21 protein-coding genes are annotated in these 24,612 nt (G+C 57.1%); 11 read left to right on the top strand and 10 right to left on the bottom strand.

Features of this window, described 5'->3' with window-relative positions; translation table 11 throughout:
• Positions 1-2: 2 nt before the first annotated feature.
• The 4 genes from feoB to greB form a co-directional block, all read right to left on the bottom strand.
• Positions 3-2,321: a Fe(2+) transporter permease subunit FeoB gene (gene feoB, locus P349_RS04610; RefSeq protein WP_032648323.1), complete on the bottom strand. Its 2,319-nt coding sequence runs from the start codon at positions 2,319-2,321 to the stop codon at positions 3-5.
• A gap of 29 nt (positions 2,322-2,350) precedes the next feature.
• Complete coding sequence (feoA, locus tag P349_RS04615; RefSeq protein ID WP_008503050.1) at positions 2,351-2,578, bottom strand: ferrous iron transporter A; 228 nt, start codon at positions 2,576-2,578, stop codon at positions 2,351-2,353.
• Positions 2,579-2,929: 351 nt separating this feature from the next.
• Complete coding sequence (locus P349_RS04620; protein ID WP_032648325.1) at positions 2,930-5,260, bottom strand: Tex family protein; 2,331 nt, start codon at positions 5,258-5,260, stop codon at positions 2,930-2,932.
• A gap of 86 nt (positions 5,261-5,346) precedes the next feature.
• Positions 5,347-5,820 carry a transcription elongation factor GreB gene (gene greB, locus P349_RS04625; RefSeq protein WP_014885539.1) on the bottom strand — a complete coding sequence of 158 codons (474 nt, stop codon included), beginning with the start codon at positions 5,818-5,820 and terminating at the stop codon, positions 5,347-5,349.
• 228 nt (positions 5,821-6,048) lie between these two features.
• Between greB and ompR the strand changes: the two genes are divergently transcribed.
• Positions 6,049-6,768 (top strand): osmolarity response regulator transcription factor OmpR, encoded by a 720-nt coding sequence (gene ompR / locus P349_RS04630; RefSeq protein WP_001157751.1) that lies wholly within the window; start codon positions 6,049-6,051, stop codon positions 6,766-6,768.
• The gene (gene envZ / locus P349_RS04635; protein ID WP_008503047.1) at positions 6,765-8,111 is read left to right on the top strand and encodes a two-component system sensor histidine kinase EnvZ; all 1,347 of its coding nucleotides are present in this window, start codon (positions 6,765-6,767) and stop codon (positions 8,109-8,111) included. The genes ompR and envZ overlap by 4 nt, the downstream gene beginning before the upstream one ends.
• 66 nt (positions 8,112-8,177) lie before the next feature.
• Here the strand turns inward: envZ and pckA are convergent, their stop codons facing one another.
• The 5 genes from pckA to P349_RS04660 all read right to left on the bottom strand — a co-directional run bounded on the left by pckA (position 8,178) and on the right by P349_RS04660 (position 14,344).
• The gene (pckA, locus tag P349_RS04640) at positions 8,178-9,797 is read right to left on the bottom strand and encodes a phosphoenolpyruvate carboxykinase (ATP) (protein WP_023309493.1); all 1,620 of its coding nucleotides are present in this window, start codon (positions 9,795-9,797) and stop codon (positions 8,178-8,180) included.
• Positions 9,798-10,157: 360 nt separating this feature from the next.
• Positions 10,158-11,042 (bottom strand): Hsp33 family molecular chaperone HslO, encoded by an 885-nt coding sequence (gene hslO, locus P349_RS04645; RefSeq protein ID WP_161495995.1) that lies wholly within the window; start codon positions 11,040-11,042, stop codon positions 10,158-10,160.
• A 17-nt stretch (positions 11,043-11,059) separates the two neighbouring features.
• Positions 11,060-11,461, bottom strand: a complete 402-nt coding sequence (gene hslR / locus P349_RS04650; protein WP_023333710.1) for a ribosome-associated heat shock protein Hsp15 — start codon at positions 11,459-11,461, stop codon at positions 11,060-11,062.
• The gene (gene yrfG / locus P349_RS04655) at positions 11,458-12,141 is read right to left on the bottom strand and encodes a GMP/IMP nucleotidase (RefSeq protein WP_032648326.1); all 684 of its coding nucleotides are present in this window, start codon (positions 12,139-12,141) and stop codon (positions 11,458-11,460) included. The genes hslR and yrfG overlap by 4 nt, the downstream gene beginning before the upstream one ends.
• 67 nt (positions 12,142-12,208) lie before the next feature.
• Complete coding sequence (locus tag P349_RS04660) at positions 12,209-14,344, bottom strand: intracellular growth attenuator family protein (RefSeq protein ID WP_024907914.1); 2,136 nt, start codon at positions 14,342-14,344, stop codon at positions 12,209-12,211.
• A gap of 321 nt (positions 14,345-14,665) precedes the next feature.
• On the opposite strand from P349_RS04660, the gene nudE reads away from it, so the two are divergent.
• On the top strand, positions 14,666-15,226 hold the full coding sequence (gene nudE / locus P349_RS04665) for an ADP compounds hydrolase NudE (protein ID WP_023333707.1): 561 nt from the start codon (positions 14,666-14,668) through the stop codon (positions 15,224-15,226).
• A 79-nt stretch (positions 15,227-15,305) separates the two neighbouring features.
• Here the strand turns inward: nudE and mrcA are convergent, their stop codons facing one another.
• Positions 15,306-17,858, bottom strand: coding sequence for a peptidoglycan glycosyltransferase/peptidoglycan DD-transpeptidase MrcA (mrcA, locus tag P349_RS04670; RefSeq protein WP_032648328.1), 2,553 nt, complete (start codon positions 17,856-17,858; stop codon positions 15,306-15,308).
• Positions 17,859-17,978: 120 nt separating this feature from the next.
• Between mrcA and P349_RS04675 the strand changes: the two genes are divergently transcribed.
• The 8 genes from P349_RS04675 to damX all read left to right on the top strand — a co-directional run bounded on the left by P349_RS04675 (position 17,979) and on the right by damX (position 24,612).
• On the top strand, positions 17,979-18,755 hold the full coding sequence (locus tag P349_RS04675; protein ID WP_032648330.1) for a pilus assembly protein PilM: 777 nt from the start codon (positions 17,979-17,981) through the stop codon (positions 18,753-18,755).
• Entirely contained in the window at positions 18,752-19,246 is a 495-nt protein-coding gene (locus tag P349_RS04680; protein WP_032648332.1) for a PilN domain-containing protein, read from the top strand. Before P349_RS04675 ends, P349_RS04680 begins: the two co-directional genes overlap by 4 nt.
• A 3-nt stretch (positions 19,247-19,249) precedes the next feature.
• Positions 19,250-19,705 (top strand): HofO family protein, encoded by a 456-nt coding sequence (locus P349_RS04685; RefSeq protein WP_032648333.1) that lies wholly within the window; start codon positions 19,250-19,252, stop codon positions 19,703-19,705.
• Positions 19,695-20,099: a HofP DNA utilization family protein gene (locus P349_RS0124600; protein WP_032645261.1), complete on the top strand. Its 405-nt coding sequence runs from the start codon at positions 19,695-19,697 to the stop codon at positions 20,097-20,099. The genes P349_RS04685 and P349_RS0124600 overlap by 11 nt, the downstream gene beginning before the upstream one ends.
• The gene (gene hofQ, locus P349_RS04690) at positions 20,011-21,249 is read left to right on the top strand and encodes a DNA uptake porin HofQ (protein WP_032648335.1); all 1,239 of its coding nucleotides are present in this window, start codon (positions 20,011-20,013) and stop codon (positions 21,247-21,249) included. The genes P349_RS0124600 and hofQ overlap by 89 nt, the downstream gene beginning before the upstream one ends.
• A 286-nt stretch (positions 21,250-21,535) precedes the next feature.
• Positions 21,536-22,057, top strand: a complete 522-nt coding sequence (aroK, locus tag P349_RS04695) for a shikimate kinase AroK (RefSeq protein ID WP_003861630.1) — start codon at positions 21,536-21,538, stop codon at positions 22,055-22,057.
• Between the two features lie 57 nt (positions 22,058-22,114).
• On the top strand, positions 22,115-23,203 hold the full coding sequence (gene aroB / locus P349_RS04700; RefSeq protein WP_024907920.1) for a 3-dehydroquinate synthase: 1,089 nt from the start codon (positions 22,115-22,117) through the stop codon (positions 23,201-23,203).
• A gap of 92 nt (positions 23,204-23,295) precedes the next feature.
• A complete protein-coding gene (damX, locus tag P349_RS04705) occupies positions 23,296-24,612 on the top strand; it encodes a cell division protein DamX (RefSeq protein WP_032648337.1) in 1,317 nt (438 codons plus the stop codon).

Genomic DNA, 24,612 nt, shown 5'->3' with positions numbered 1-24,612 from the left:
CCTTAGTGACAGTCGCCTGTCGGGCTGCTGCAGCAGGTCGCGGCGGTTTTACGGTTTGCCAGCAGGTCGATATCGACGCGGCTGCGCGCCCGCCGCAGCAGACCGAGCACTACCACGTTAAACAGCACAACCGCGAGAATGCAGACCAGGCTGTAGCGCGGATGCTGGCTGAAGTTAACGGTTTGATAAAACAGCGTCGCCAGCGAGTACGCAATGTTTAACCCCCACAGGATGGAGAAGCCCATCCAGCCGCGGCTGGACTCGCGGGCAATCGCCCCCATCACCGAGATGCACGGAATGTAGAGCAGTACAAAGATAAGGTAGCTGTAGGCCGCGGACGCGCTGCCAAATTTCTCGCCCATCACGCCCATGGCACCCGTCGCCATTTCGCCGTCGCCTTTGCTCGCTTCAATCGGGTTCGCCAGCACGCTCAGGCTGAAGGTGTCCTTCAGGCTCTGCCAGGTCTCCTCAACGGCCCCCAGCAACTCATGACCGAGATGAAACTCTGCCGGATTAAATTCCTGTTCCTGAATGTTCTCAGCGGTGTAAAGCGTGTTCAGGGTGCCGACAACCACCTCTTTCGCCATCGCACCGGTGAACAGCCCGACGGTTGCCTGCCAGTTATCCTCATGCACGCCAATCGGTTTGAAGACCGGCGTGATGACGCGGCTGACGGAAGCGAGGGCAGAGTCGTTGATGTTATCTGCCGCCTGCCCGCTGAGGGTGAAGCTGTTCAGTGCGCTCAGGAAAATGCTGACGATGACAATCACCTTACCGGCGCGCAGGACGAAGCCTTTCAGACGCTGCCAGGTCTGGATCGCCAGGCTTTTCAGATGCGGCACGTGGTACACCGGCAGCTCCATCACAAACGGTGACGCTTCACCGCGCATGATGGTGTGCTTCAGCATCAGACCAGTGAGGATCGCCATCACGATGCCCAGCACATACAGCGAGAAGACCGCCAGCGCGCCCTGCTGACCAAAGAAGGCTGCGGCAAAGACCGCAAAGATTGCCAGGCGGGCACCGCAGGACATAAACGGCGCCATCATGATGGTCATCAGACGTTCACGCGGCGCATCCAGGGTGCGTGCGCCCATCACCGACGGCACGTTACAGCCGAAGCCGACAATCAGCGGGACGAAGGATTTACCCGGCAGGCCCAGCGCCTGCATCAGACGATCCATCACGAACGCGGCGCGCGCCATGTAGCCGGAATCTTCCAGGAACGAGAGGAACAGGTACATCATGCCGATCTGCGGCACCAGCGGCAGAACGGTGTTGATACCGCCGCCGATCCCCTGCGCGAGGAAGATGGTGAGCCATTCCGGGAAGTGCAGGGTGTAACCCACCCACTGGATCCCGTGGACGAAGACCGCGACGGAACCGGCGTCAAAAATCGGCTGCAGTGCGCCACCGATGTTAATGGCGAGCAGGAACATCACGTACATCACCAGCAGGAAGATCGGCAAACCGAGGAAGCGGTTAAGCACAACCTTATCTACTGCCGCCGTAAAGCGGCTGGGTTCCGCCGTCAGCGCGTTACTGACCACGTCGCAAATCGAGGCGATGGCCTGGTAACGGGCGTCGGCGATGTGCAGCGCCGGGTCGTCCAGCTCGTCGCTAAGACGGGCCACCGTCGCGTCCAGCTTATCGGCCGCATGGCCGGCGTAAGCGCGGCTGTAGATATCCCCTTCCAGCATCTGCAGTCCAAGCCACAGGCGCTGTTTCGCAGGCATGCTGTTATCCATCTCCTGCGCCAGCAAATTGGCTTCGCGCAGGAGAGGCTGCGCGTAATGCACCAGCTCAATGTCACGATTCCCTGCGTGACGGTCAATGGCCAGCTTCAGCGCATCAATACCGCGAGCGCGCGTCGAGACCAGCGGAACGACCGGGCACCCCAGGCGCGCGGAGAGGGCATCGACGTCGATGCGCAGCTTTTGTTTCTCTGCGATATCGAGCATGTTGAGCGCCACGATGCAGGGGATCCCCAGCTCCAGCAGCTGCAGCGTCAGATAAAGGTTACGCTCGAGATTGGAGGCATCGACCACGTTGATCAGCAGGTCCGCGTCGCCGCCAAGAATATAGTGGCAGGCAATCTGCTCATCGAGCGAGGTTTGCGACGAAATGGTGGTTAAGGAGTAGGTGCCGGGAAGGTCGACCAGCGTTACCTGATTGTCCGTTGTCGTGAACTGACCCTCTTTACGCTCAACCGTCACGCCCGCCCAGTTGCCCACGCGCTGGCGGGCTCCAGTCAGCTGGTTAAAAAGCGTAGTCTTGCCGGAATTAGGATTGCCAATTAAGCCAATAGTTAACTTTTTCATTTTTTAGACTCACTGAAACCGCTGGCTTGTTATCGGGATAAGGCTTCGACTTCTATTAACGCGAGGTCTTTCTTACGCAGCACCAGATTCACGCGGCGGGTTTCGATATGAACCGGATCGCCTAACGGCGCCACGCGTACGACCTGAAAGGACGAGCCGGGCAGCATGCCCAGCGACAGCAGCTTTTGCCGATAGGCCGGGCTAATTTCGCGGGTAAAACCGGTAATCTTCCATGCACTGTCTGGAGTGAATTGCATAACGCCTGATTCCACGAAAGGTTAAATTATCTACTATGGGATGATAATGAGAATAGTTTTTATCAGCAATATTAAAACTGTGACGGAATGTTGTTTGCGATATTAATTTACGGCCTTTTTGACCTTGCTCAATATTTGCTGAAATGCCTGGAAAACGAAAAGGAGAAGATTTGTTAACGGGGTGATAATTGGTGGTTTAAATATGGATGTGCAATCGGTTTCATATATTTCGAGATGATTTTATTCCCCTCACCCCGGCCCTCTCCCCATGGGGGCGAGGGAGAAAAGACCGCACCGTGCGATCCCCTCTCCCCTTTGGGGAGAGGGTTAGGGTGAGGGGCATTGACAACCTTAGCGTTTCTTACCCATCGCTGCCGCCAGCGCATCCATCATCGCGCTGTTGCCTGCAGGCTGGGCATCACGTCCGCGCGGTTTTGCCGCTTTGGCGGCTGGACGCTGCTGCTCGCGGCCACCGCCGTTTCCGCCACGGCGCGCGTTGGTGTCACCCGGCTGCTCGTCCAGACGCATGGTCAGGGCGATACGCTTGCGCTGCAGATCCACTTCCAGCACTTTGACCTTCACGATGTCGCCCGCTTTGACCACGGTGTGCGGGTCTTCAACGAACTTGTCGGCAAGGGAGGAGATATGGACCAGACCGTCCTGATGCACGCCGATATCCACAAACGCGCCAAAGTTGGTGACGTTTGTCACCGCGCCTTCCAGCACCATGCCGGGCAGCAGGTCGTTCATGGTTTCCACGCCGTCAGCAAAGGTCGCCGTTTTGAACTCAGGACGCGGATCGCGGCCCGGCTTTTCCAGCTCTTTGATAATGTCGGTAACGGTTGGGACACCAAATTTGTCATCGGTGAAATCAACGGCTTTCAGATTGCGCAGAGCGCTGCTGTCGCCCATGAGATCTTTCAGCGCCTGCTGGGTGGCGGCCAGAATACGCTCCACCACAGGGTACGCTTCCGGGTGAACGGTAGAGGCATCCAGCGGGTTATCGCCGTGGTTGATGCGCAGGAAGCCCGCGCACTGCTCAAAGGCTTTTGGCCCCAGACGGCTCACCTTCAGCAGCTGCTGACGGTTCTGGAACTGGCCGTTCTCGTCACGCCAGGCGACGATGTTCTGCGCCATCATGCGGGTTAAGCCCGCCACGCGGGTCAGCAGCGGAACGGAGGCGGTGTTCAGGTCAACGCCGACGGCGTTAACGCAGTCTTCCACGACAGCATCCAGCTTGCGCGCCAGCTGCGTCTGGCTCACGTCGTGCTGATACTGGCCCACGCCGATGGATTTCGGGTCGATCTTCACCAGCTCCGCCAGCGGATCCTGCAGACGGCGAGCGATAGAGACCGCACCGCGCAGGGAAACGTCCAGGTCCGGAAACTCCTGTGCCGCCAGCTCGGATGCGGAATAGACGGATGCCCCCGCTTCGCTGACGATCACTTTCTGCGCCGTCACTTTCGGGAACTGCTTCTGCACGTCGAGGTAGAAACGCTCGGTCTCACGTGAGGCCGTACCGTTGCCGATAGCAACCAGCTCGACGTTGTATTTTTCGCACAGCGCCGCCACTACCACGGCCGCTTTCGCTGCCTGGCCAGTGTGCGGATAAATGGTATCGGTAGCCACCAGCTTGCCGGTGCCGTCAACCACAGCGACTTTTACACCGGTGCGCAGACCCGGATCGAGACCCATGGTGGCGCGCAGGCCAGCAGGAGCGGCCATCAGCAGGTCGTGCAGATTACGGGCGAAGACGTTAATCGCTTCATCTTCGGCACGCTCGCGCACGGTGCCCATCAGCTCGGTTTCGAGGTGCATCAGCACCTTGATGCGCCAGGTCCAGCTCACCACGCCTTTGCGCCAGCTGTCCGCCGGGGCGTTGTTCAGGCGCAGGCCAAGATGGTCGATGATGATCTGCTCGCAGTGGCTCTCTTTCGGCGGCTCGTCAAACTGCGGGTCGGCGTTCAGGGAGAGCTGCAGCACGCCTTCGTTGCGGCCGCGGAACATCGCCAGCGCGCGGTGGGAAGGGGCGGTAGAGATCGGTTCGTGGTGATCGAAGTAGTCGCGGAATTTCGCGCCTTCTTCCTCTTTACCGGCGACGACGGTAGAGACGATGTGGGCGTTCTTCCACAGGTAATCACGCACTTTGGCGAGCAGGGCGGCGTCTTCGGCGAAGCGCTCCATCAGAATGTAGCGTGCGCCGTCGAGGGCGGCCCTGGTGTCCGCTACGCCTTTGTCAGCGTCGATAAATTTCGCCGCTTCAGTATCCGGATCGTGGGACGGCTCGTTCCACAGCAGGTCGGCCAGCGGCTCAAGACCCGCTTCAATCGCAATCTGCCCGCGCGTGCGGCGCTTCGGTTTATACGGCAGATAGAGGTCTTCGAGTTCGGTTTTGCTCAGGGTGCCGTTGATGGCGCTTTCCAGATCGCTGGTCAGCTTGCCCTGTTCGCCGATGGACTTGAGGATCGCCTGACGACGTTCTTCCAGTTCGCGCAGATAACCGAGACGGGTCTCCAGGTTACGCAGCTGCGTGTCATCCAGACCGCCGGTGACTTCCTTACGATAGCGTGCAATAAACGGCACGGTGTTCCCTTCATCAAGCAGGCGAACGGCAGCTTCTACCTGTTCGGCTCTGGCCTGAATATCACCCGCAATAATGCGGCAGAGCGAATCTTTCATCATGGCTTTATCATCTTGTGGGTCAAAAATCAGGGGATAGTTATACGGGCTGACACGGCAAAATGCCAGCCGGGGAGGGCGCTCTCGGACTATTTTACGTAGACGATCTCATTGACGTACCAGCTGGCTTCGCCAGCTGGGGTCTGCACGACGGCCAGATCGCCCACTTCCTTTTTCAACAGCGCGCGCGCCATCGGGGAGTCGATGGAGATGTAATCCTTACGACCAAAAATTTCATCGTAGCCGACAATGCGAAAGCGCAGGGTGTCACCGTCGTCGTTTTCAATCTCCACCCACGCGCCGAAGAATACTTTGCCCTCCTGCTGCGGTGAGTAATCAACAATTTTGAGATTCTCGAGGCACTTCGTCAGATAGCGAACCCGGCGGTCAATTTCGCGCAGCCGCTTTTTGTTGTACTGGTAGTCAGCGTTTTCGCTGCGATCGCCCAGGCTCGCGGCCCAGGTCACTTTTTTGGTCACTTCAGGACGCTCTTCGCGCCAGAGGTAATCCATCTCTTTTTTGAGCTTCTCATACCCTTCGCGGGTGATCAGGGGCGTTTTCATGGTAAAGCCTTTGCTGCCGGTTTTCTGTCTTGCGCACAATACGTACCACACAGTGTAACAGACAGGATTAATAATGATTTATGTGATGAAATGAACAGATAAGCTGCTGTTAAATATGCTTTGTAACAATTTCGACTAGAATTTATACCAGAATTAACTGGTCGAATACGTGCACTTTTTTAGAATACGCTGTTACAAAGACTATCCGAACCTTTGGGAGTACACACAATGCAAGAGAACTACAAAATTCTGGTCGTGGATGACGACATGCGCCTGCGTGCGCTGCTGGAACGTTATCTGACCGAGCAGGGCTTCCAGGTTCGTAGCGTCGCGAACGCTGAGCAGATGGACCGTCTGCTGACCCGTGAATCTTTCCACCTGATGGTTCTCGACCTGATGCTGCCTGGCGAAGACGGGCTTTCTATCTGCCGCCGTCTGCGCAGCCAGAGCAACCCGATGCCGATCATCATGGTGACGGCGAAGGGAGAAGAAGTTGACCGTATCGTGGGCCTCGAAATCGGCGCCGACGACTATATTCCAAAACCGTTTAACCCGCGTGAACTGCTGGCGCGTATTCGCGCTGTCCTTCGCCGTCAGGCTAACGAACTGCCTGGCGCGCCGTCGCAGGAAGAAGCCGTCATCGCCTTCGGCAAGTTCAAGCTGAACCTCGGTACGCGCGAGATGTTCCGTGAAGACGAGCCAATGCCGCTCACCAGCGGCGAGTTTGCGGTCCTGAAAGCGCTGGTCAGCCACCCGCGTGAACCGCTTTCCCGTGACAAGCTGATGAACCTGGCGCGCGGTCGCGAATACTCCGCAATGGAACGCTCTATTGACGTGCAGATCTCCCGCCTGCGCCGCATGGTGGAAGAAGATCCGGCGCATCCTCGTTATATTCAGACCGTATGGGGTCTGGGCTACGTGTTCGTCCCGGACGGCTCTAAAGCATGAGGCGAATGCGCTTCTCGCCGCGTAGCTCGTTTGCCCGCACCCTGTTACTGATCGTCACCCTGCTGTTCGTCAGCCTGGTGACGACCTATCTGGTGGTGCTGAACTTTGCGATCCTGCCGAGCCTCCAGCAGTTTAATAAGGTCCTGGCCTACGAAGTCCGTATGCTGATGACCGATAAACTGCAGCTGGAGGACGGCACGCAGCTCGTCGTTCCCCCGGCGTTTCGCCGTGAAATCTACCGTGAACTGGGCATTTCGCTCTACTCGAATGAAGCGGCGGAAGACGCGGGCCTGCGCTGGGCGCAGCACTATGAATTCCTCAGCCAGCAGATGGCGCAGCAGCTGGGCGGCCCGACGGAAGTGCGCGTTGAGGTCAACAAGAGCTCGCCCGTCGTCTGGCTGAAAACCTGGCTGTCACCCAATATCTGGGTGCGCGTCCCGCTGACCGAAATCCATCAGGGCGACTTCTCGCCGCTGTTCCGCTACACCCTGGCGATTATGCTGCTGGCGATAGGCGGCGCGTGGCTATTTATCCGTATACAGAACCGACCGCTGGTCGACCTGGAGCACGCTGCGCTGCAGGTCGGTAAAGGGATTATTCCTCCTCCACTACGCGAGTATGGCGCCTCGGAAGTCCGCTCGGTGACGCGTGCGTTTAACCATATGGCGGCAGGCGTGAAGCAGCTGGCGGATGACCGTACGCTGCTGATGGCAGGCGTCAGCCATGACCTGCGCACCCCCCTGACGCGTATCCGTCTGGCGACGGAAATGATGGGAGAAGAGGACGGTTACCTTGCCGAGTCCATCAATAAGGACATCGAAGAGTGTAACGCCATCATCGAGCAGTTCATCGACTACCTGCGCACCGGTCAGGAGATGCCGATGGAGATGGCGGATCTGAACGCGGTGCTGGGCGAAGTGGTGGCGGCGGAAAGCGGCTACGAGCGCGAGATCGATACCGATCTTCAGGCGGGCGAGATCCAGGTACGTATGCACCCGCTCTCCATTAAGCGCGCGGTGGCGAACATGGTGGTTAACGCGGCGCGCTATGGTAACGGCTGGATCAAAGTCAGCAGCGGGTCTGAACTCAACCGCGCCTGGTTCCAGGTGGAAGACGACGGTCCGGGCATCAAGCCCGAGCAGCGTAAGCATCTGTTCCAGCCGTTTGTGCGCGGTGACAGCGCGCGCAGCACCAGCGGTACAGGCTTAGGCCTGGCGATTGTGCAACGTATTGTGGATAACCATAACGGGCTGCTGGAGATTGGCACCAGCGAGCGGGGTGGGTTGAGCATTCGCGCCTGGTTGCCGGTACCGGTCACGCGGGGGCAGGTGAAAGAGAGTTAAAAAAAGGGTGGCATTCGCCACCCTTTTTTGTAGGTCGGGTAAGGCGAAGCCGCCACCCGACATGGACTACAGTTTTGGACCCGCACTCACCAGCGCAGCACCCGCCGGAGTATCGGTGTACTTCTCGAAGTTCTCGATAAACAGTTTCGCCAGCGATTCCGCTTTCTCACGCCACTGCTCCGGCGAACCGTACGTATTGCGCGGGTCGAGGATATGCGTATCCACACCCGGCAGCGACGTTGGGATCGCCAGGTCAAACATCGGCAGCGTGAAGGTTTCGGCGTCGTCCAGAGAACCATCCAGAATAGCGTCGATAATCGCGCGGGTATCTTTGATCGAGATACGTTTGCCGGTACCGTTCCAGCCGGTGTTCACCAGGTATGCCTGCGCGCCGGATGCCTGCATGCGTTTCACCAGCACTTCAGCGTACTGCGTCGGGTGCAGCGACAGGAAGGCCGCGCCGAAGCAGGCGGAGAAGGTTGGGGTTGGCTCCGTCACGCCGCGCTCGGTACCCGCCAGCTTGGCGGTGAAACCGGAGAGGAAGTGGTACTGCGTCTGGCTGGCCGTCAGGCGAGACACCGGAGGCAGTACGCCGAACGCATCCGCCGTCAGGAAAATAACCTTCGTGGCATGACCCGCTTTTGACACCGGCTTCACGATATTGTCGATGTGGTAGATCGGATAAGAGACGCGGGTGTTTTCCGTTTTCGACGCATCGTCGAAGTCGATAGAGCCGTCGGCACGCACGGTGACGTTTTCCAGCAGCGCATCGCGACGGATCGCGTGGAAGATATCCGGCTCGGCCTCTTCAGACAGGCGAATGGTCTTCGCGTAGCAGCCGCCTTCAAAGTTGAACACGCCGTCGTCATCCCAGCCGTGTTCGTCATCGCCAATCAGACGACGTTTTGGATCGGTAGACAGGGTGGTTTTGCCGGTGCCGGACAGGCCGAAGAAGACCGCCACGTCGCCTTTTTCACCGACGTTAGCCGAGCAGTGCATGGAGGCGATGCCCCGCAGCGGCAGCAGGTAGTTCATGACCGAGAACATCCCTTTCTTCATTTCGCCGCCGTACCAGGTACCGCCGATCAGCTGGATACGCTCGGTCAGGTTGAAGGCAACAAAGTTTTCGGAGTTCAGACCCTGCTCTTTCCACTGTGGGTTGGTACATTTCGCGCCGTTCATCACGATGAAATCAGGGGTGAAGTCCTGCAGCTCTTCGTCGGTTGGACGAATAAACATGTTTTTCACGAAATGCGCCTGCCAGGCCACTTCGGTGATAAAACGTACGGAGAGACGGGTGTCGGCGTTAGCGCCGCAGAAAGCGTCGACAATAAACAAACGCTTGCCGGAAAGTTGATGGGTGACGAGCCCTTTCAGGTGCTGCCAGGTTTCCGGAGAGAGCGGTTTGTTGTCGTTCTTCCCTTTGCCCTTGTCAGCCCACCACAGCGTATCGCGGGTGGTTTCGTCTCGGACGATATACTTATCTTTCGGCGAACGACCGGTAAAGATACCGGTATCGACGGCGATAGCACCAAGATTCGTCAACACACCACGCTCGTATCCTTCCAGTGCTGGATTGAGCTCTTCCTGATACAGCGTATCGTAGTCGGGGTTGTAGACGATTTCCTGGACGTCGTGAATACCATAAGCCTTGAGATCTTGCGGGGTTAAACCAGTAACACGCATATCACTGCTCCTTAGCCAATATGTACTGCCTGAAATTGTAGGGTTTTTCTGGGGTTGTTTACCGCGACGGGGCTCATAGATTCATGCATCTGGACAAAACCCTTACTAACGGAAAACGCTGCGACTCCAGTCACAGCGCAGGCGGATTATCGCAGGAATCGCTTTTTGGGTGGGGAAAATGTTCCGAAAAGGTTAAAGACTGGTGATTTTATCGGAAGGAATGTGAATGTAATCGCATACACGTAAGAAAATTACGTAAGAGTTACATAGGGAAAACGATTCAGCTTGGGTGGAGTTTTTACCCCTCACCCCAGCCCTCTCCTCAAAGGGGAGAGGGTTATAGGGTGAGGGGAAAGAGGTTTAGTGAACCTGTGGATCTGCCGGGGAGGCGTTATTGCGGATCTCAGCGATATCCATTGAATTGAACACATAGTGCGTACCGCAGTAGTCACAGTGCATATCAATTTCACCGTCTTCCGCCATGATGCTGTCGATCTCTTCATCCGGGAGGGTTTTCAGTGCGCCAGCGCAGCGTTCGCGGGAGCAGGTGCACTTAAATTCCACGGACTGCGGGTCGTAAACGGTCACTTCTTCTTCGTGGTACAGACGCCACAGCACGTCAGTCGCTGACAGGTTGAACAACTCTTCCGCTTTGATGGTTTCTGTCAGCGTCGCTAGGTGCTCAAAGTCATTGGTCTGTGCGTCCTGCGCAGGCAGAACCTGCAGCAGCATACCGCCCGCAGCAGGCTGACCGTCCACTTCACCGGTGCGGATGAACAGACGCGTCGGCAGCTGTTCAGAACGCATGAAGTAATCTTCCAGGCAGGCCGCCAGGGTATCGCCTTCCAGACCCACCACGCCCTGATAGCGCTCACCTTCCTCAGGGGAGATGGTGATCACCAGGTAGCCATTACCCACCAGCGTTTTGAGGTCTGCATTTTCAGGCACGTCGCCCTGAACGCGCGCGACGCCGCGCATCTGCTGCTGGTTATTGCCGTTAATGACCGCCAGCGTCATCGGGCCGTCACCCTGCAGCTGCACGGTGATATCACCGGCAAACTTCAGCGTCGCCGTCAGCAGGCTGGTGGCAACCAGCAGTTCGCCCAACAGGGTCTTCACCGGCAGCGGGTAGTTGTGGTTTTCCAGAATCTGTTTCCAGGTTTCAGATACGGTGACCAGCTCGCCGCGCACGGCGAATTGTTCAAACAGATAGCGGTGTAATTGGTCGTGTTGGGCCATTTTCATCTCTCGTGCGGGTGAGGTTATTCAGTCTCACCGTGTTTAAATTTCATCAGGTCGCGGCGCTCTTTTTTATCCGGTCGCCGGTCCGGGTGAGGCATCGTCAGCGCGTTCATTTTGCGCGCCAGCGCGGTCTTCTCGCGCTTTTCAATGCTCTCCGCCGTCTCTTCATAAAGCAGTACGGCTTCCGTTGCGGGTCGACGTTGTTCGGTAATGGCTTTAATCACTACCGTACGTTCATCGTTGCCCTGACGCAGCGTTAAGGTGGCATTCAGCTCAACCAGCTTGCTCGGTTTGCTGCGCTGGCCGTTGTAATGCACTTTTCCGCCGTCAACCATCTCGCGGGCAAGGGCGCGCGTTTTATAAAAACGCGCCGCCCACAGCCATTTATCCAGTCTTACCCCGTCAGAGGGTTTTTCTTTCATGGCGTCTCCTTCACGGTCAGTGAGGGGATCATCTGGCGATAGTCGTTCAGTCCAGGGTGGCGCAGATAGCTTTTTTCAGCCAGGCCAGAGTCAGGATTGGTAACGCCCAAACAGTAGCGGATGCCAAACTTTGCCGCGGAATCCAGAATGGGCTCGCTGTCATCAATGAACAGCGTACGTTCTGGCTGCAAACCCGTCTCTTCCTTCACCGCATGCCACAACCGCTGATCCTCTTTCGGATAACCAAATGTGTGGGTGGAAAGTAATAAATCAAGGTGCGACGCCAGACCCGTATGCTCCAGCTTCACCGCCAGATTATGTGGATGCGCGTTGGTTAGTAAAATACGGCGCTTGCCGCTTGCTTTCAGCGCATCCAGGAACGGAACCGTATCCTCGCGCAATACGGCGCGTGGACCCTGGGCGGTGGTCATGGCACAAATATCCAGACCGAGGCGTTCGCTCCAGTAGTCAAGACAGTACCAGTTTAGCGTATGTTGGACCGCGCTATATTGCGAACGAATGAATGCCTGCGCTTCTGTCGGGGAGATCCCCTGCTGCTCGCCATAGGTTTCAGGAACCAGCGTTTGCCAGAAATAGTTATCAAAGGCGAGATCGAGCAGCGTGCCGTCCATATCCAGCAGAACGGTATCAACCTCCTGCCAGGCGATATCAAGGTGCATAAGGGGGAACTCCAGCCAGAAGAAACGTGCGCGACAGGGTAGCACATCTTGTCGCGCAACGACGTTATCAGATCAGGCTCTCAGACGAGGGGATCAGCTTAGGATTGAGGCAGTTTTCATAATACTGCTGGATGTCGGCAAGCCGGGTGCGCGAGCGCTGGTAGCGGCGCAGGGCCATAAAACCGTTCCAGAAAATGGCAATCAGCATCGCGGTCATCAGCAAAGAGGTGCCAACGTAACGCCATAAACCTGCGCTATCCGGCATCCGGTGCAGGCCGATATGGCGAGTGCCGTTGGCATCGGTGTAGAGGCTTGTGACAATCCCTTCGGCGCTGAACGGCGTTTGCATCAGCATCTGTGCCAGGCGCTGGAATTGGCTCCACTGCTCCTGCGCCGGGTAGTCATAAAGCGCAACCTGCGGGTAAGGCTGATCGACCAGGTCGCTGCCTTCATCGCTGACGATCACAAACCCGCCCGGTGCCGGGCTGTTCAGCGCCTGAGCCGCACGGGTGGTCTCGCGCATCATGAACGGCGAGGTGGAGGTGGCGACCAGGTTATCCAGCGATTCAGCGCTCACCGGACGCAGCAGCACGTTAACACCGTCCAGTCGTCCCGCTTCGGCGCGTTTCACCAGCGAGTCCCAGTCTTTACTGTTACCCAGGTTTACCAGGGCGTTTTTAAGACGTATGCACTCATCCTGAGAGGAGCATAAATCCTGCGTTTTCAGGACGATGTCACCAAAATCATCCAGCAGAACCATGCCTGATTTTTGAATGGCCGAGCGCAGAGCGGGACTGACGCGCGAGTCATCGTCCGTTTTCGGGTGCAACTGACGGTTCACCGTCTGGGTAAGGGCCGTGGCTTTATTCACCACTTCGGATTCCGGCAGCGGCAGCGGCGGTGCGTCGTTCCAGATAATTTGCGAGCAGTCGAACGGCATAAACGGCGAATTCTGGCGGGTGTTCCACGCCCCCGGGGTGTGAATATTACACATCCCGGTACCCTTCAGGCGCAGCGTGTCCCCCACGCGCACACCGGCTTCATCCAGCTTGTTGACGCTGGTCGCTTCGATGGTTTGCGCCCCTTTGATCCACGACAGGGTGAATTTGATGGGCATATCCAGCGGCACGAAAAGCAGCAGCATGACTAAGACCAGCGCCGCGCCTCCGGCAATGACCGTGCTGCGAAGCCAGTGCTGAAGCGGGAAATTTTTCACTTCATCATGCAGGGACAAGAAGCGCCCCTGACGCACAACGTGGCGGTCAAGATAGATATCAATATCCGTTTTCTGACCCAGGTCCTGCGCAATCCACGGTTGCCAGTGGCGCGGGTAGATCAGATCGATAATACCGAGCGAAATATTATTGAGATGTTCCTGATCGTTTTCACCGAACAGGCCCCAGCGCTTTGGCGTACCGCGCAGGCAGTGGATCTCACGCAACGAGGTTTTGGCCGGTGGGGCAAAGAGACCCCAAAGCCCGGCCGCCAGCAGCAGCACCGCGCCTCCCGCCAGCCAGGGGACAAACACATCCGGCGTCAGTAGACAGACAAAAAAGAGCAGGAAGGCGGAGACGATCAGAAGCGCTTCACGAATGCCGTCCGGGCGGCTCAGGGCGTACTCTTCATGGGTTTCCTGGCGAATATTCAGCAGTTCGATCTGCTCAGTCTCTTCGCCACGAATGGAAGCCTGCGTTGAACTCGCACGCTCCAGCGCAAAACGCGGGGCTTCCTGAAGATATTCATTCAGCGTGTGGCCGTTAAGCGAGATAACCAGGGGCAACGAATCGGTGTGAATCAGCTCAACGCTGTTTTCGTCATTAATGTATTGCTCCCAGGATGGAGGGAGATGCACTTCGACGGAATCCAGGTAATAGCGCCATTTGTTGGGGTCATCAGTGGTGATGCCATAGCGCGTGATGGAGCGCGTCACGCAGAGCACGGTATCACTTTGCGCATTGAGCTTTAGCGCGACGGGTGCGGCGGTAGCTCCCGTTGGCCCAGGCGTGAGCTGAGAACGGTTCAGGATTTCGAGATAGTTTTCAACTGCATCGCGCTCGTCTTGCGTGAGTTTACGCGTGGTCGCGCCCGCAAATGCATTTAAAAAGGGCAGACGATAACGGCGCTGTACGCGGCGCCTGTACATCCACCCTGCAACCAATGCGCCGGCCAGCATAGCAGCGAGAACAATCAAAATGGTGCTCATGCTTTCCCCATCTTACTTATCTTACAGGTGTAGTCAGTAGCACCTTTACATTGAATGAGTGTCTGTGGTTGGCTATCGGCAAGTATGGAGTCGAACTTGAGCATTCTGAAGCGCATCCCAGTGACCGGTGATGATAGCAAAGCCTGTTATGGCGCGATATCAGCAAATTCCTGGAAACATTTCAACCTCTTGACATTTGTTTTGAATTGAGGATTGATTCCTGCTAGGTTGCACAAATGTAAATACAGAACAATTGACATTGCCGAAACCGTGCGGCGTATCGCACAATAACCCCAGTTCTCACTGCTAAGACCCATCACGATGAGCAAACCACTACAAAAACCCACCATTCTGAATGTTGAAACTGTCGCCAAATCGCGGCTGTTTAATGTTGAAAGTGTGGACCTGGAGTTCAGCAACGGTGTGCGTCGCGTTTATGAACGTATGCGCCCCTCGTCGCGCGAAGCGGTGATGATTATTCCCATTATCGACGATCATCTGATTTTGATCCGCGAATACGCTGTGGGCACGGAATCTTACGAGCTTGGGTTCTCGAAAGGGCTTATCGATCCGGGTGAAACCGTCTTTGAAGCGGCCAACCGCGAGCTGAAAGAAGAGGTCGGTTTCGGGGCGAATGAGCTTTCATTCCTGAAAAAACTGAGCATGGCGCCGTCCTATTTTTCCAGCAAAATGAATATTGTGGTCGCTGAAGATCTCTATCCTGAATCGCTGGAAGGGGATGAGCCGGAGCCGCTGCCGCAGGTTCGCTGGCCGCTGGCGCACCTGATGGATCTGCTGGAAGACCCTGACTTTAATGAGGCTCGCAACGTGAGCGCGCTGTTCCTGGTACGGGAGTGGCTGAAGGGGCAGGGGCGACTGTAGGCCATAAAAAAGCCGGGTGGCGGCTTCACCTTACCCGGCCTACGATGCTTTGCCCGGTTTTTACCGGGCATTTTTATTTTTAGAACAGCTCGTGCGTTTCGCCGTTGTCAATGATCTCTGTACCCACCTCGTGCACCGCCTGTGTGGTTGGCTGCGTGCCCTCAATGAAATACTCTTCGCGACTGTTACCGCCGTTGGCGAGCTGGCCCGTGCTGCGGTCGATATTGACCGTCACCACGCCTGGCGGTGGCGTCAGCGGCTGCTCCGGCACGCCTTCAAGAACGGACTTCATGTAGGCGTCCCAGGCCGGCTGCGCGCTCTTCGCTCCGCCTTCGTAGCCGGAAATCTGATCCTTAATCGCGCCGGAGGCCGTTGTACGACCTAAGTCGCGGCGGTGATCGTCGAAGCCGATCCAGACCGATGTCACCACGCCCGGCCCGTAACCGGAGAACCACGCATCTTTCGAGCTGTTGGTTGTCCCCGTTTTACCGCCGATATCATGGCGCTGCAAATCACGTCCTGCACGCCAGCCGGTACCCTGCCAGCCCGGTTCACCGAAGATGTTGGTGTTCAGCGCGCTCTTGATCAGGAACGACAGCGGCGTGTTGATCACATGCGGGGCATACTGCTGCGCACCGGTCTGCGCCACCAGCGCCTGGTTCGCCTGTTCCAGCTGCGGCTGCGGCACAACGCCGTTCTGCTGCTCCTGCGACACGGCCGGGTCTTCCATGTCCTTGTTTTCAAGCACGTCGGATTTCGGCGTATTGCCATAAATGACTGGAATATCGCAGTCAGGGCAGGCAATTTTCGGCTTCGCTTCAAACAGCACGCCACCCTGGTCGTTCTCGATCTTGCTGATGAAGTACGGATCAATCAGGAAGCCGCCGTTGGCCATCACCGAGTACCCGCGTGCAACCTGAAGCGGCGTAAAGGAGGCTGAGCCCAACGCCAGCGACTCGGTGCGAACGATATTCTGCGCCGGGAAGCCGAAGCGCTGCAGATACTCTGCGGCATAGTCGACGCCCATCGCGCGCATGGCGCGTACCATCACCACGTTTTTCGACTGTCCCAGGCCCTGACGAAGACGAATAGGACCGGCATACTCCGCAGGGGAGTTCTTCGGCTGCCAGTCGGAACCGGCACCGGCATCCCAGCGGGAAATTGGCACGTCGTTAAGGATGCTGGCGAGGGTCAAGCCCTTATCCATCGCTGCCGTGTAGAGGAACGGTTTGATATTGGAACCGACCTGACGCAGCGCCTGGGTGGCGCGGTTAAATTTGCTCTGGTTGAAATCAAACCCGCCGACCAGGGCCAGGATGGCGCCGTTCTGCGGGTTGATAGAGACCAGGGCCGAGTTGACGTCCGGCACCTGCGCCAGCCACCAGGATTCACCTACCTTGCGCACCCAGATTTGCTGCCCGGTTTGTACCGCGTCGGTCACTTTACGCGGCGTGGCGCCCTGCAGCGTATCCGAGCGGTACGGACGCGCCCAGCGGATACCGTCCATACGCAGGGAGACGGAGGTACCGTCCGCAAGCGTCGCAACGGCCTCCTGAGGATCGGCCTGTGTCACCACGGCAGGAAGGAGCGGACCGTAGGTTGGCAGCGCCTTCAGCGTACTGGTGATTTTTTTGCTGTCCCACGCGCTTTCGCCCACTTTCCACAGCACGTTTGACGGGCCGCGATAGCCGTGACGCATATCGTAGTCCATCACGTTGTTGCGTACCGCTTCCTGCGCCGCCTGCTGAACTTTGCGGGTGACGGTGGTGTACACGCGATAGCCATCTTCATAGGCCTTGTCGCCATAACGATTCACCATCTCCTGGCGAACCATCTCGGTCAGGTAAGGGGAGGCGAAGGCGATCTCAGGGGCGTGGTAGTTAGCGTCAATGACATCGTTACGCGCCTGCTCGTACTCGCTCTGGCTGATGTAGCCTTCGCTCAGCATACGTGACAGGACGACGTTCCGACGCGCGGTGGCGCGATCGAGCGAGTAGAGCGGGTTAAACGTGGACGGCGCTTTTGGCAGACCGGCAATGGTTGCCATTTCGCTTAAGGTGAGTTGCTCAACAGGCTTACCGAAGTACACCTGTGCGGCAGCCCCCACGCCATAAGCGCGGTAGCCCAGGTAGATTTTGTTGAGGTACAGCTCAAGGATTTCGTCTTTGCTCAGCAGCTGTTCAATACGGATCGCAAGGAACACCTCTTTGATCTTACGTATCAGCGTCTTTTCAGGGCTGAGGAAGAAGTTACGCGCCAGCTGCTGCGTAATGGTACTCGCTCCCTGAGAGGCGTGACCAGAGAACAGCGCAATGCTCGCGGCTCGGAAAATCCCCACCGGATCGACACCGTGGTGCTCGTAAAAACGGCTGTCCTCCGTGGCGATAAAGGCTTTCACCATCACGGGGGGAATTTGGTTTAAGGTCAGCGGAATACGACGCTTCTCGCCATACTGCGCCATCAGCTCGCCATCGGCGCTATAGACTTGCATCGGGATCTGGAGTCGCACATCGCGAAGCGTGGCGACATCAGGTAGCTGTGGCTCAATATATTTGTACAAACCGTAAATCGAGCCTGCTCCCAGCAGAATGCAACAGACTGCAAGGATGAATAAATACTTTACGAACTTCACCGGAGATTTCCCATTTGGTTTCACTTGGGCAGTTTCTAAACAATCGCGCGGTAGTATAAAGGCAAGCCTGATTCATTGATATAGCCGTCAGGGTGACGGGCGATAAGGAGATCGTGAAGCATGGCTTTCAAAACATGGCAAACGGGCATTCATATTCAACAGGATAGGGTACTGATCGTCGCACTGGCCCGGGAGAAGTCCGGCTGGTGTTTGCGGCGCTGGTGGGCAATCCCGCTGGCTGAAGGCATTATTCGTGACGGCAAAATTTATCAGCCAGAACAGCTGGTTGATGCGTTACGCGACTGGCGAAAAACGCTGCCGCACTACCACCGGGCGTTCCTCTCTTTCCCGACAGCCCGCACCCTGCAGCGGTCGCTTGCCCGCCCGACCGTTGCGCTGCGCGACAGCGAGCAGCTCTCATGGCTTGGCGCCGCGCTCGCCCGCGAACTGGAGATGTCTGCCGATACGCTCTGTTTCGATTACGTGCAGGATACGTTCAGCAATACCTTTCAGGTGACAGCCGCACAAAACAACGAGGTCGACACCCTTCTGGCGCTGGCGAAGACGCTGCGTTTGCGGCTGATGACCATTACGCCGGATGCCAGCGCTCTGGCGAATCTTCTTCCTGCGGTGACACCAGCGACGTGCATCGCCTGGCGGGATGATCGGCAGTGGCTCTGGGCGATGCGCCACCAGTGGGGACGACGCTTTACCACAGAAGCAGACAATGTGGCTGAGCTGTCGGCGCTGCTGGCGCTTGGTCCGGATGACATCGCGCTGTTTGATTGCCGACGTGACCCGTGGGAAATCCTTGAGCGCTGCCATGCCCCGCTGCCGGACTGCGGCGCTGATTATACCGTTGCGCTGGCGCTGGCCATGAGCGAGGTGCCCGGATGAGCATCATGAACTTTCTGCCCTGGCGTCAGCAGCGACGCGCGCGATGCCTGCGTTTCTGGGGCGCAATGTGTGTCGGTACCGTACTGTTAATCTTCATGGCCATTTTCTGTCTGCGGATGAACCCTCTTATGAGGCTGCACGCGCTGCAAACGGATCTGACGGGCATGCAGGCCGTGCAGCATGTGCTTCTCTCCCGGCAGAGACTCGCCTCACAGGCGCAGCTGCCAGCGCAGGAAATTCAACGACGTGCATGGCAACCGGTGCTGGAAGCCCTTTCCCGCACCATTCCGGCACAGGTCTGGCTGACAGAGCTGCGCTATCAGCCTCCTGCTCTGATGCTGAGCGGGTATGCCATAACCCTGCCGGCCCTGTCTGCTCTGCGCGATGCGCTTGGCCAAATAGCGGGTTTTACGCCCGGGACGGCGGGTGAGCTTCGGCGGGACAGCCAGGGGCGCTGGATGTTCACGCTTCAGCTTAAAAGCGAGGGGTAACGCGTGGATACCCTGTTAGAACGCTGGTGCGAAAGCCGTCCCTGGTATCGGGTGCTCTTCTGGTGTCTGGGGAGTCTCCTGGCAGGACTGGCCGCGTGGGGCACCTTGCTCAGACCGGTAGACAGGCAGTGTGCTGAACGACAGCGCCAGCTGATTCAGGACACGAGAGCTAACGCAGCGTTATGGCCTGCCGTCAGAAAGGTGCCGTTTCGTCCTGAAACGCCGGAATCACGGGAATTGATATCTTTTTCCCCGCTCGATTTTCAGGGTGATAACACGACGCTGATTCACTGGAAGCCGCTGCAGAACGGAGGGGAGCTGATGCTGGAGGTTGAGTGGCAGGCGCTTCCGGCGCTTTTTTCCCGGCTGGCGCAGCGGGATGTGCAGATCGCCGCTTTTGCGATTTCGCCACAAGGTACGGCGTTGCGCCTGTGGCTGGAGCTGGCACATGCGAAATAGCGCGCGATATTTGCTGGTTTGCTCAGCGCTGCTATTGACCGGCATGCGCGATCCATTTCACCCGCCGGACGATCCCTGCGCCATTGGCGAGCTGGCGCAGTGGCACTATCGCGGCATGGTGGGAGGACAGCAGGCTATCGGCATTTTACAGGATGGGCAAAAGCGCTGGTACCGGCTGAAAACGCATGAGCGCTTCCCGGCAGGCTGGACGATAACAGCCATCAATGCAACGGAACTGGTTGTTGATGTGGGTGACACATGTGAACCAGAAAAATGGACGTGGCAACGAGAAGGAACGGATAAGAATGAATTTACGGATAATGCTGTGGCTGCTGGCGTTCAGCCATCCGCTGTGGGCCGCCGCGCCAAAACCGGTCACGCTGGTGGTGGATGACGTTCCTGTGGTCCAGGTGTTACAGGCCTTGGTCGCAAATGAGAACCGTAATCTGGTGGTCTCGCCTGATGTCAACGGCACGATTTCGCTCAACCTGACGCACGTCCCCTGGCGGCAGGCGTTACGGACGGTAGTCTCCAGTGCCGGACTTGTCCTGCGCGAGGACGCGGGCATTTTTTACGTGCATACCGCCGCCTGGCAGCGTGAACAGCAGGAACGTTCAGAACAGGAGCGGGCGCGTCGACAGCTTGATGCGCCGCTGGTGTCTCACACTATCCCTTTTTCCTATGCCGATGCCGGAGAGCTGCAAAAAGCCGCGGAAAAACTCCTGAGCCCGAAGGGGAGTTTATCTGTCGACAAACGCACCAACCGCCTGCTGATCCGGGATAACCAGACGGTGGTGGAGACGCTGCAGCGCTGGGCCGCTCAGATGGATATTCCCGTCGAACAGGTCGAGCTGGCGGCGCACATTGTGACCATTAATGAAAAAAGCCTGCGCGAGCTGGGAGTGAAGTGGAATCTCGCCGACGCCACCGACGCGGGCAAGGTTGGCCAGCTCACCACGCTTGGCAGCGATCTTTCCGTCGCCAGCGCCACCAGCCACGTGGGTTTTAACATCGGACGGATCAATGGTCGGCTGCTGGATCTGGAGCTCTCTGCGCTGGAGCAAAAACAGCAGGTCGATATCATCGCCAGCCCGCGGCTGCTGGCCTCGCATATGCAGCCGGCCAGTATCAAGCAGGGGAGTGAGATCCCGTATCAGGTCTCAAGCGGTGAAAGCGGCGCCACCTCCGTTGAGTTTAAGGAAGCGGTATTAGGGATGGAGGTCACGCCGGTGGTGTTACCGGGAGGGCGCGTGCGCCTGAAATTGCACATCAGCGAAAATATGCCGGGACAGGTTCTGCAGCAGGCTGACGGCGAAACGCTGGCGATCGACAAACAGGAGATAGAAACCCAGGTGGAGGTAAAAAGTGGAGAAACGCTGGCGTTGGGCGGAATTTTTTCGCAGAAGAACAAAACCGGCAGTGACAGCGTGCCGGGGCTGAGAAAAATCCCCTGGCTTGGTCAGCTTTTTCGCCATGACGGGAAAGACAACGAACGGCGGGAGTTAGTGGTGTTTATTACACCACGTCTGGTCGGTATTCGCTGACGGGTAACGATCCCCGCAATGAATTTGCATTCAGTTTGTTGCAGATGTTTGACGTGGGGCATGAATTAGCATACAAGGAGTACCGATTTGAGTTGGACTTACGTCTTATTACCTTATGCGCCCGGCGCGGTGATTTAATCAGTTGCCAAACAAGCCGGAGTATTGAGATAATTTTTAGTCTGACTCTCGCTCTATTGCATATGAGGTTTCAGTTCATGTCCTGCTACGCCGGGTGTCTGCGCAGCGGGGATTACCATTAACGAATAGTCTTAGTAGTACCGATAAAATGGCAGAGAAACGCAATATCTTTCTGGTTGGGCCTATGGGTGCCGGCAAAAGCACTATTGGGCGTCAGTTAGCTCAACAACTCAATATGGAATTTTACGATTCTGATCAAGAGATTGAGAAACGAACCGGAGCTGATGTGGGCTGGGTTTTCGACGTAGAAGGCGAAGAAGGTTTCCGTGACCGAGAAGAAAAAGTGATCAACGAACTCACGGAAAAACAGGGCATCGTTCTGGCAACAGGCGGCGGCTCTGTGAAATCTCGCGAAACCCGCAACCGTCTCTCCGCCCGTGGCGTAGTGGTCTATCTTGAGACGACTATCGAGAAACAGCTGGCACGTACGCAGCGCGATAAAAAGCGCCCGCTGCTGCAGGTTGAAACGCCACCACGCGAAGTTCTGGAAGCGTTGGCCGATGAACGCAATCCGCTGTATGAAGAGATTGCCGATGTGACCATTCGTACTGACGACCAGAGCGCTAAAGTGGTTGCAAACCAGATTATTCATATGCTGGAAAGCAACTGATTCTGGCTTTATATACACTCGCCTGCGGGTAAAAGCATTAAAGGTGGATGTCGCGTCATGGAGAGGATTACAGTTACTCTCGGGGAACGTAGTTACCCTATCACCATCGCGGCTGGTTTGTTTAACGACCCAGCTTCCTTTTTACCACTGAAAGCGGGTGATCAGGCGATGCTGGTCACCAATGAGACGCTGGCTCCGCTTTATCTCGACCGCGTACGCCACCTGCTTGAGCAGGCGGGCGTAAAAGTCGACAGTGTGATTCTCCCCGATGGCGAGCAGTATAAAAGCCTGACGGTACTGGATACCGTCTTTACCGCATTGCTGCAAAAACCACACGGTCGCGATACAACACTGCTTGCCCTGGGCGGCGGTGTTGTTGGCGATCTGACCGGTTTTGCGGCCGCAAGCTATCAACGTGGCGTCCGTTTTATTCAAATCCCGACCACGTTGCTGTCCCAGGTCGACTCCTCTGTCGGTGGCAAAACGGCAGTCAACCATCCGCTCGGTAAAAACATGATTGGCGCCTTCTACCAGCCCGCATCGGTGGTGGTGGATCTCGACTGTCTGAAAACGCTGCCGAAGCGTGAGCTGGCTTCTGGTCTGGCGGAAGTGATCAAATACGGCATTATTCTGGATGGCGAGTTCTTTAGCTGGCTTGAAGAGAATATGGATGCGCTGCTGGGCCTGGATGAGGCTAAACTGGCATACTGCATTCGTCGTTGCTGTGAGCTGAAAGCAGAAGTTGTTGCCGCAGACGAGCGTGAAACGGGCTTACGTGCTTTACTGAATCTTGGGCATACGTTTGGTCACGCGATTGAAGCCGAAATGGGCTACGGTAACTGGCTGCACGGTGAAGCCGTCGCGGCCGGCATGGTGATGGCGGCTCGCACCTCCGAACGTCTCGGGCAGTTCAAGCCGGAAGAGACGGCACGCATCATTGCGCTGCTTGAGCGTGCAGGTTTGCCGGTGACCGGGCCGCAGGAGATGTCGGCGCAAGCGTATTTACCCCACATGATGCGCGATAAAAAAGTATTGGCAGGCGAGATGCGTCTTGTACTCCCGCTTGCAATAGGGAAGAGTGAAGTGCGCGGCGGAGTGCCGCACGATGTCGTTCTTGGCGCTATCGCTGACTGTCAGCAGGCGTAACAACTAGAAAGGTCAGGCCACTGTCGCAGGTGGTCGTTTAGCTTCAGGTGAAATGCAAAGTCGTTGGCATAAGCCTTTGAGTGGGGTGTTAAATGGATGAATTCAAACCAGAAGACGAGCTGAAACCCGATCCCAGCGATCGTCGTACTGGTCGTTCTCGTCAATCTTCAGAACGTGATAACGAGCCGCAGATCAACTTTGACGATGTTGATCTGGATGCAGACGATCGTCGCCCTTCGCGCAGCCGCAACGCGCACGAGGAGCGAGAAGAAGAGGATTATGAGTCCGAAGAAGATTCAATGGACGAACAGCCTGTAGAGCGTCGCCCGCGTAAACGTAAAAAAGCCGCTGCGCCAAAACCGGCTTCCCGCCAGTACATCATGATGGGCCTTGGCGTTCTGGTGCTTGTGCTGCTGATTGTCGGCATTGGCTCCGCGCTTAAAGCACCATCAACGAACTCAACCGAGCAAACTGCTTCCGCTGAGAAGAGCATCAACCTGTCCGGTAACGATGCGTCCAATCAGGCGAATGGTGCGCAGCCTGCTCCGGGTACCACTTCCGCAGAGCAGACCGCAGGGAACACCACAGCGCCGCAGGATGTTTCTCTTCCGCCTGTTTCTTCAACCCCTGCTCAGGGTCAGTCACCTGCTACGCCTGAAGGCCAGCAGCGCGTAGAAGTTCAGGGAGACCTGAACAATGCGCTGACGCAGCCGCAGAACCAGCAGCAGGTTGATAACGTCGTGGTTAACTCTACGCTGCCAACTGAACCTGCAACCGTTGCCCCGGTTCGCGGTGGTAACGCTCAGCCGCAAGCGGCCGCGACGGAAACCAAGCCGCGCCAGGCACAGACTGCGACACGTCCTGAACGCAAGCAGGCGGTGATTGAGCCTAAGCGTGAAACCAAACCTCAGGCAGTTGTTAAAGCGCCTGAAGTGAAAGCTGTTCCGGCCCAGCCGAAACATACCGAAACGGCCGCGGTGAGCGAGCCGGCTAAAGCGCCCGTCACGCAGACTGCGCCGAAAGCCACGGCGACCACCACGGCACCGGCTGCCACAGCTGCGCCTGCAGCAACGGCTCCAGCAGCCACGGCAACAGCCTCCAGCAGCGCAGCAGGTAAAACTGCAGGTAACGTTGGCTCGCTGAAGTCTGCGCCATCCAGCAACTACACGCTACAGCTGAGCAGTTCGTCTAACTATGACAACCTCAACAGCTGGGCGAAGAAATCAAATCTGAAAAACTACGTTGTTTATCAGACGACCCGTAACGGTCAGCCGTGGTATGTGCTGGTGAGCGGTGTTTATTCGTCCAAAGATGAAGCAAAACGTGCCGTAGCGGCGCTGCCAGCTGATGTTCAGGCGAAAAACCCATGGGCGAAGCCGATTCATCAGGTTCAGGCCGATCTGAAGTAA

Source organism: Enterobacter sp. DC4 (genome assembly GCF_000568095.1).
In the GTDB taxonomy this organism is placed as follows: Bacteria; Pseudomonadota; Gammaproteobacteria; order Enterobacterales; family Enterobacteriaceae; genus Enterobacter; species Enterobacter pseudoroggenkampii.
This window is presented reverse-complemented; position numbering and strand designations above follow the sequence as displayed.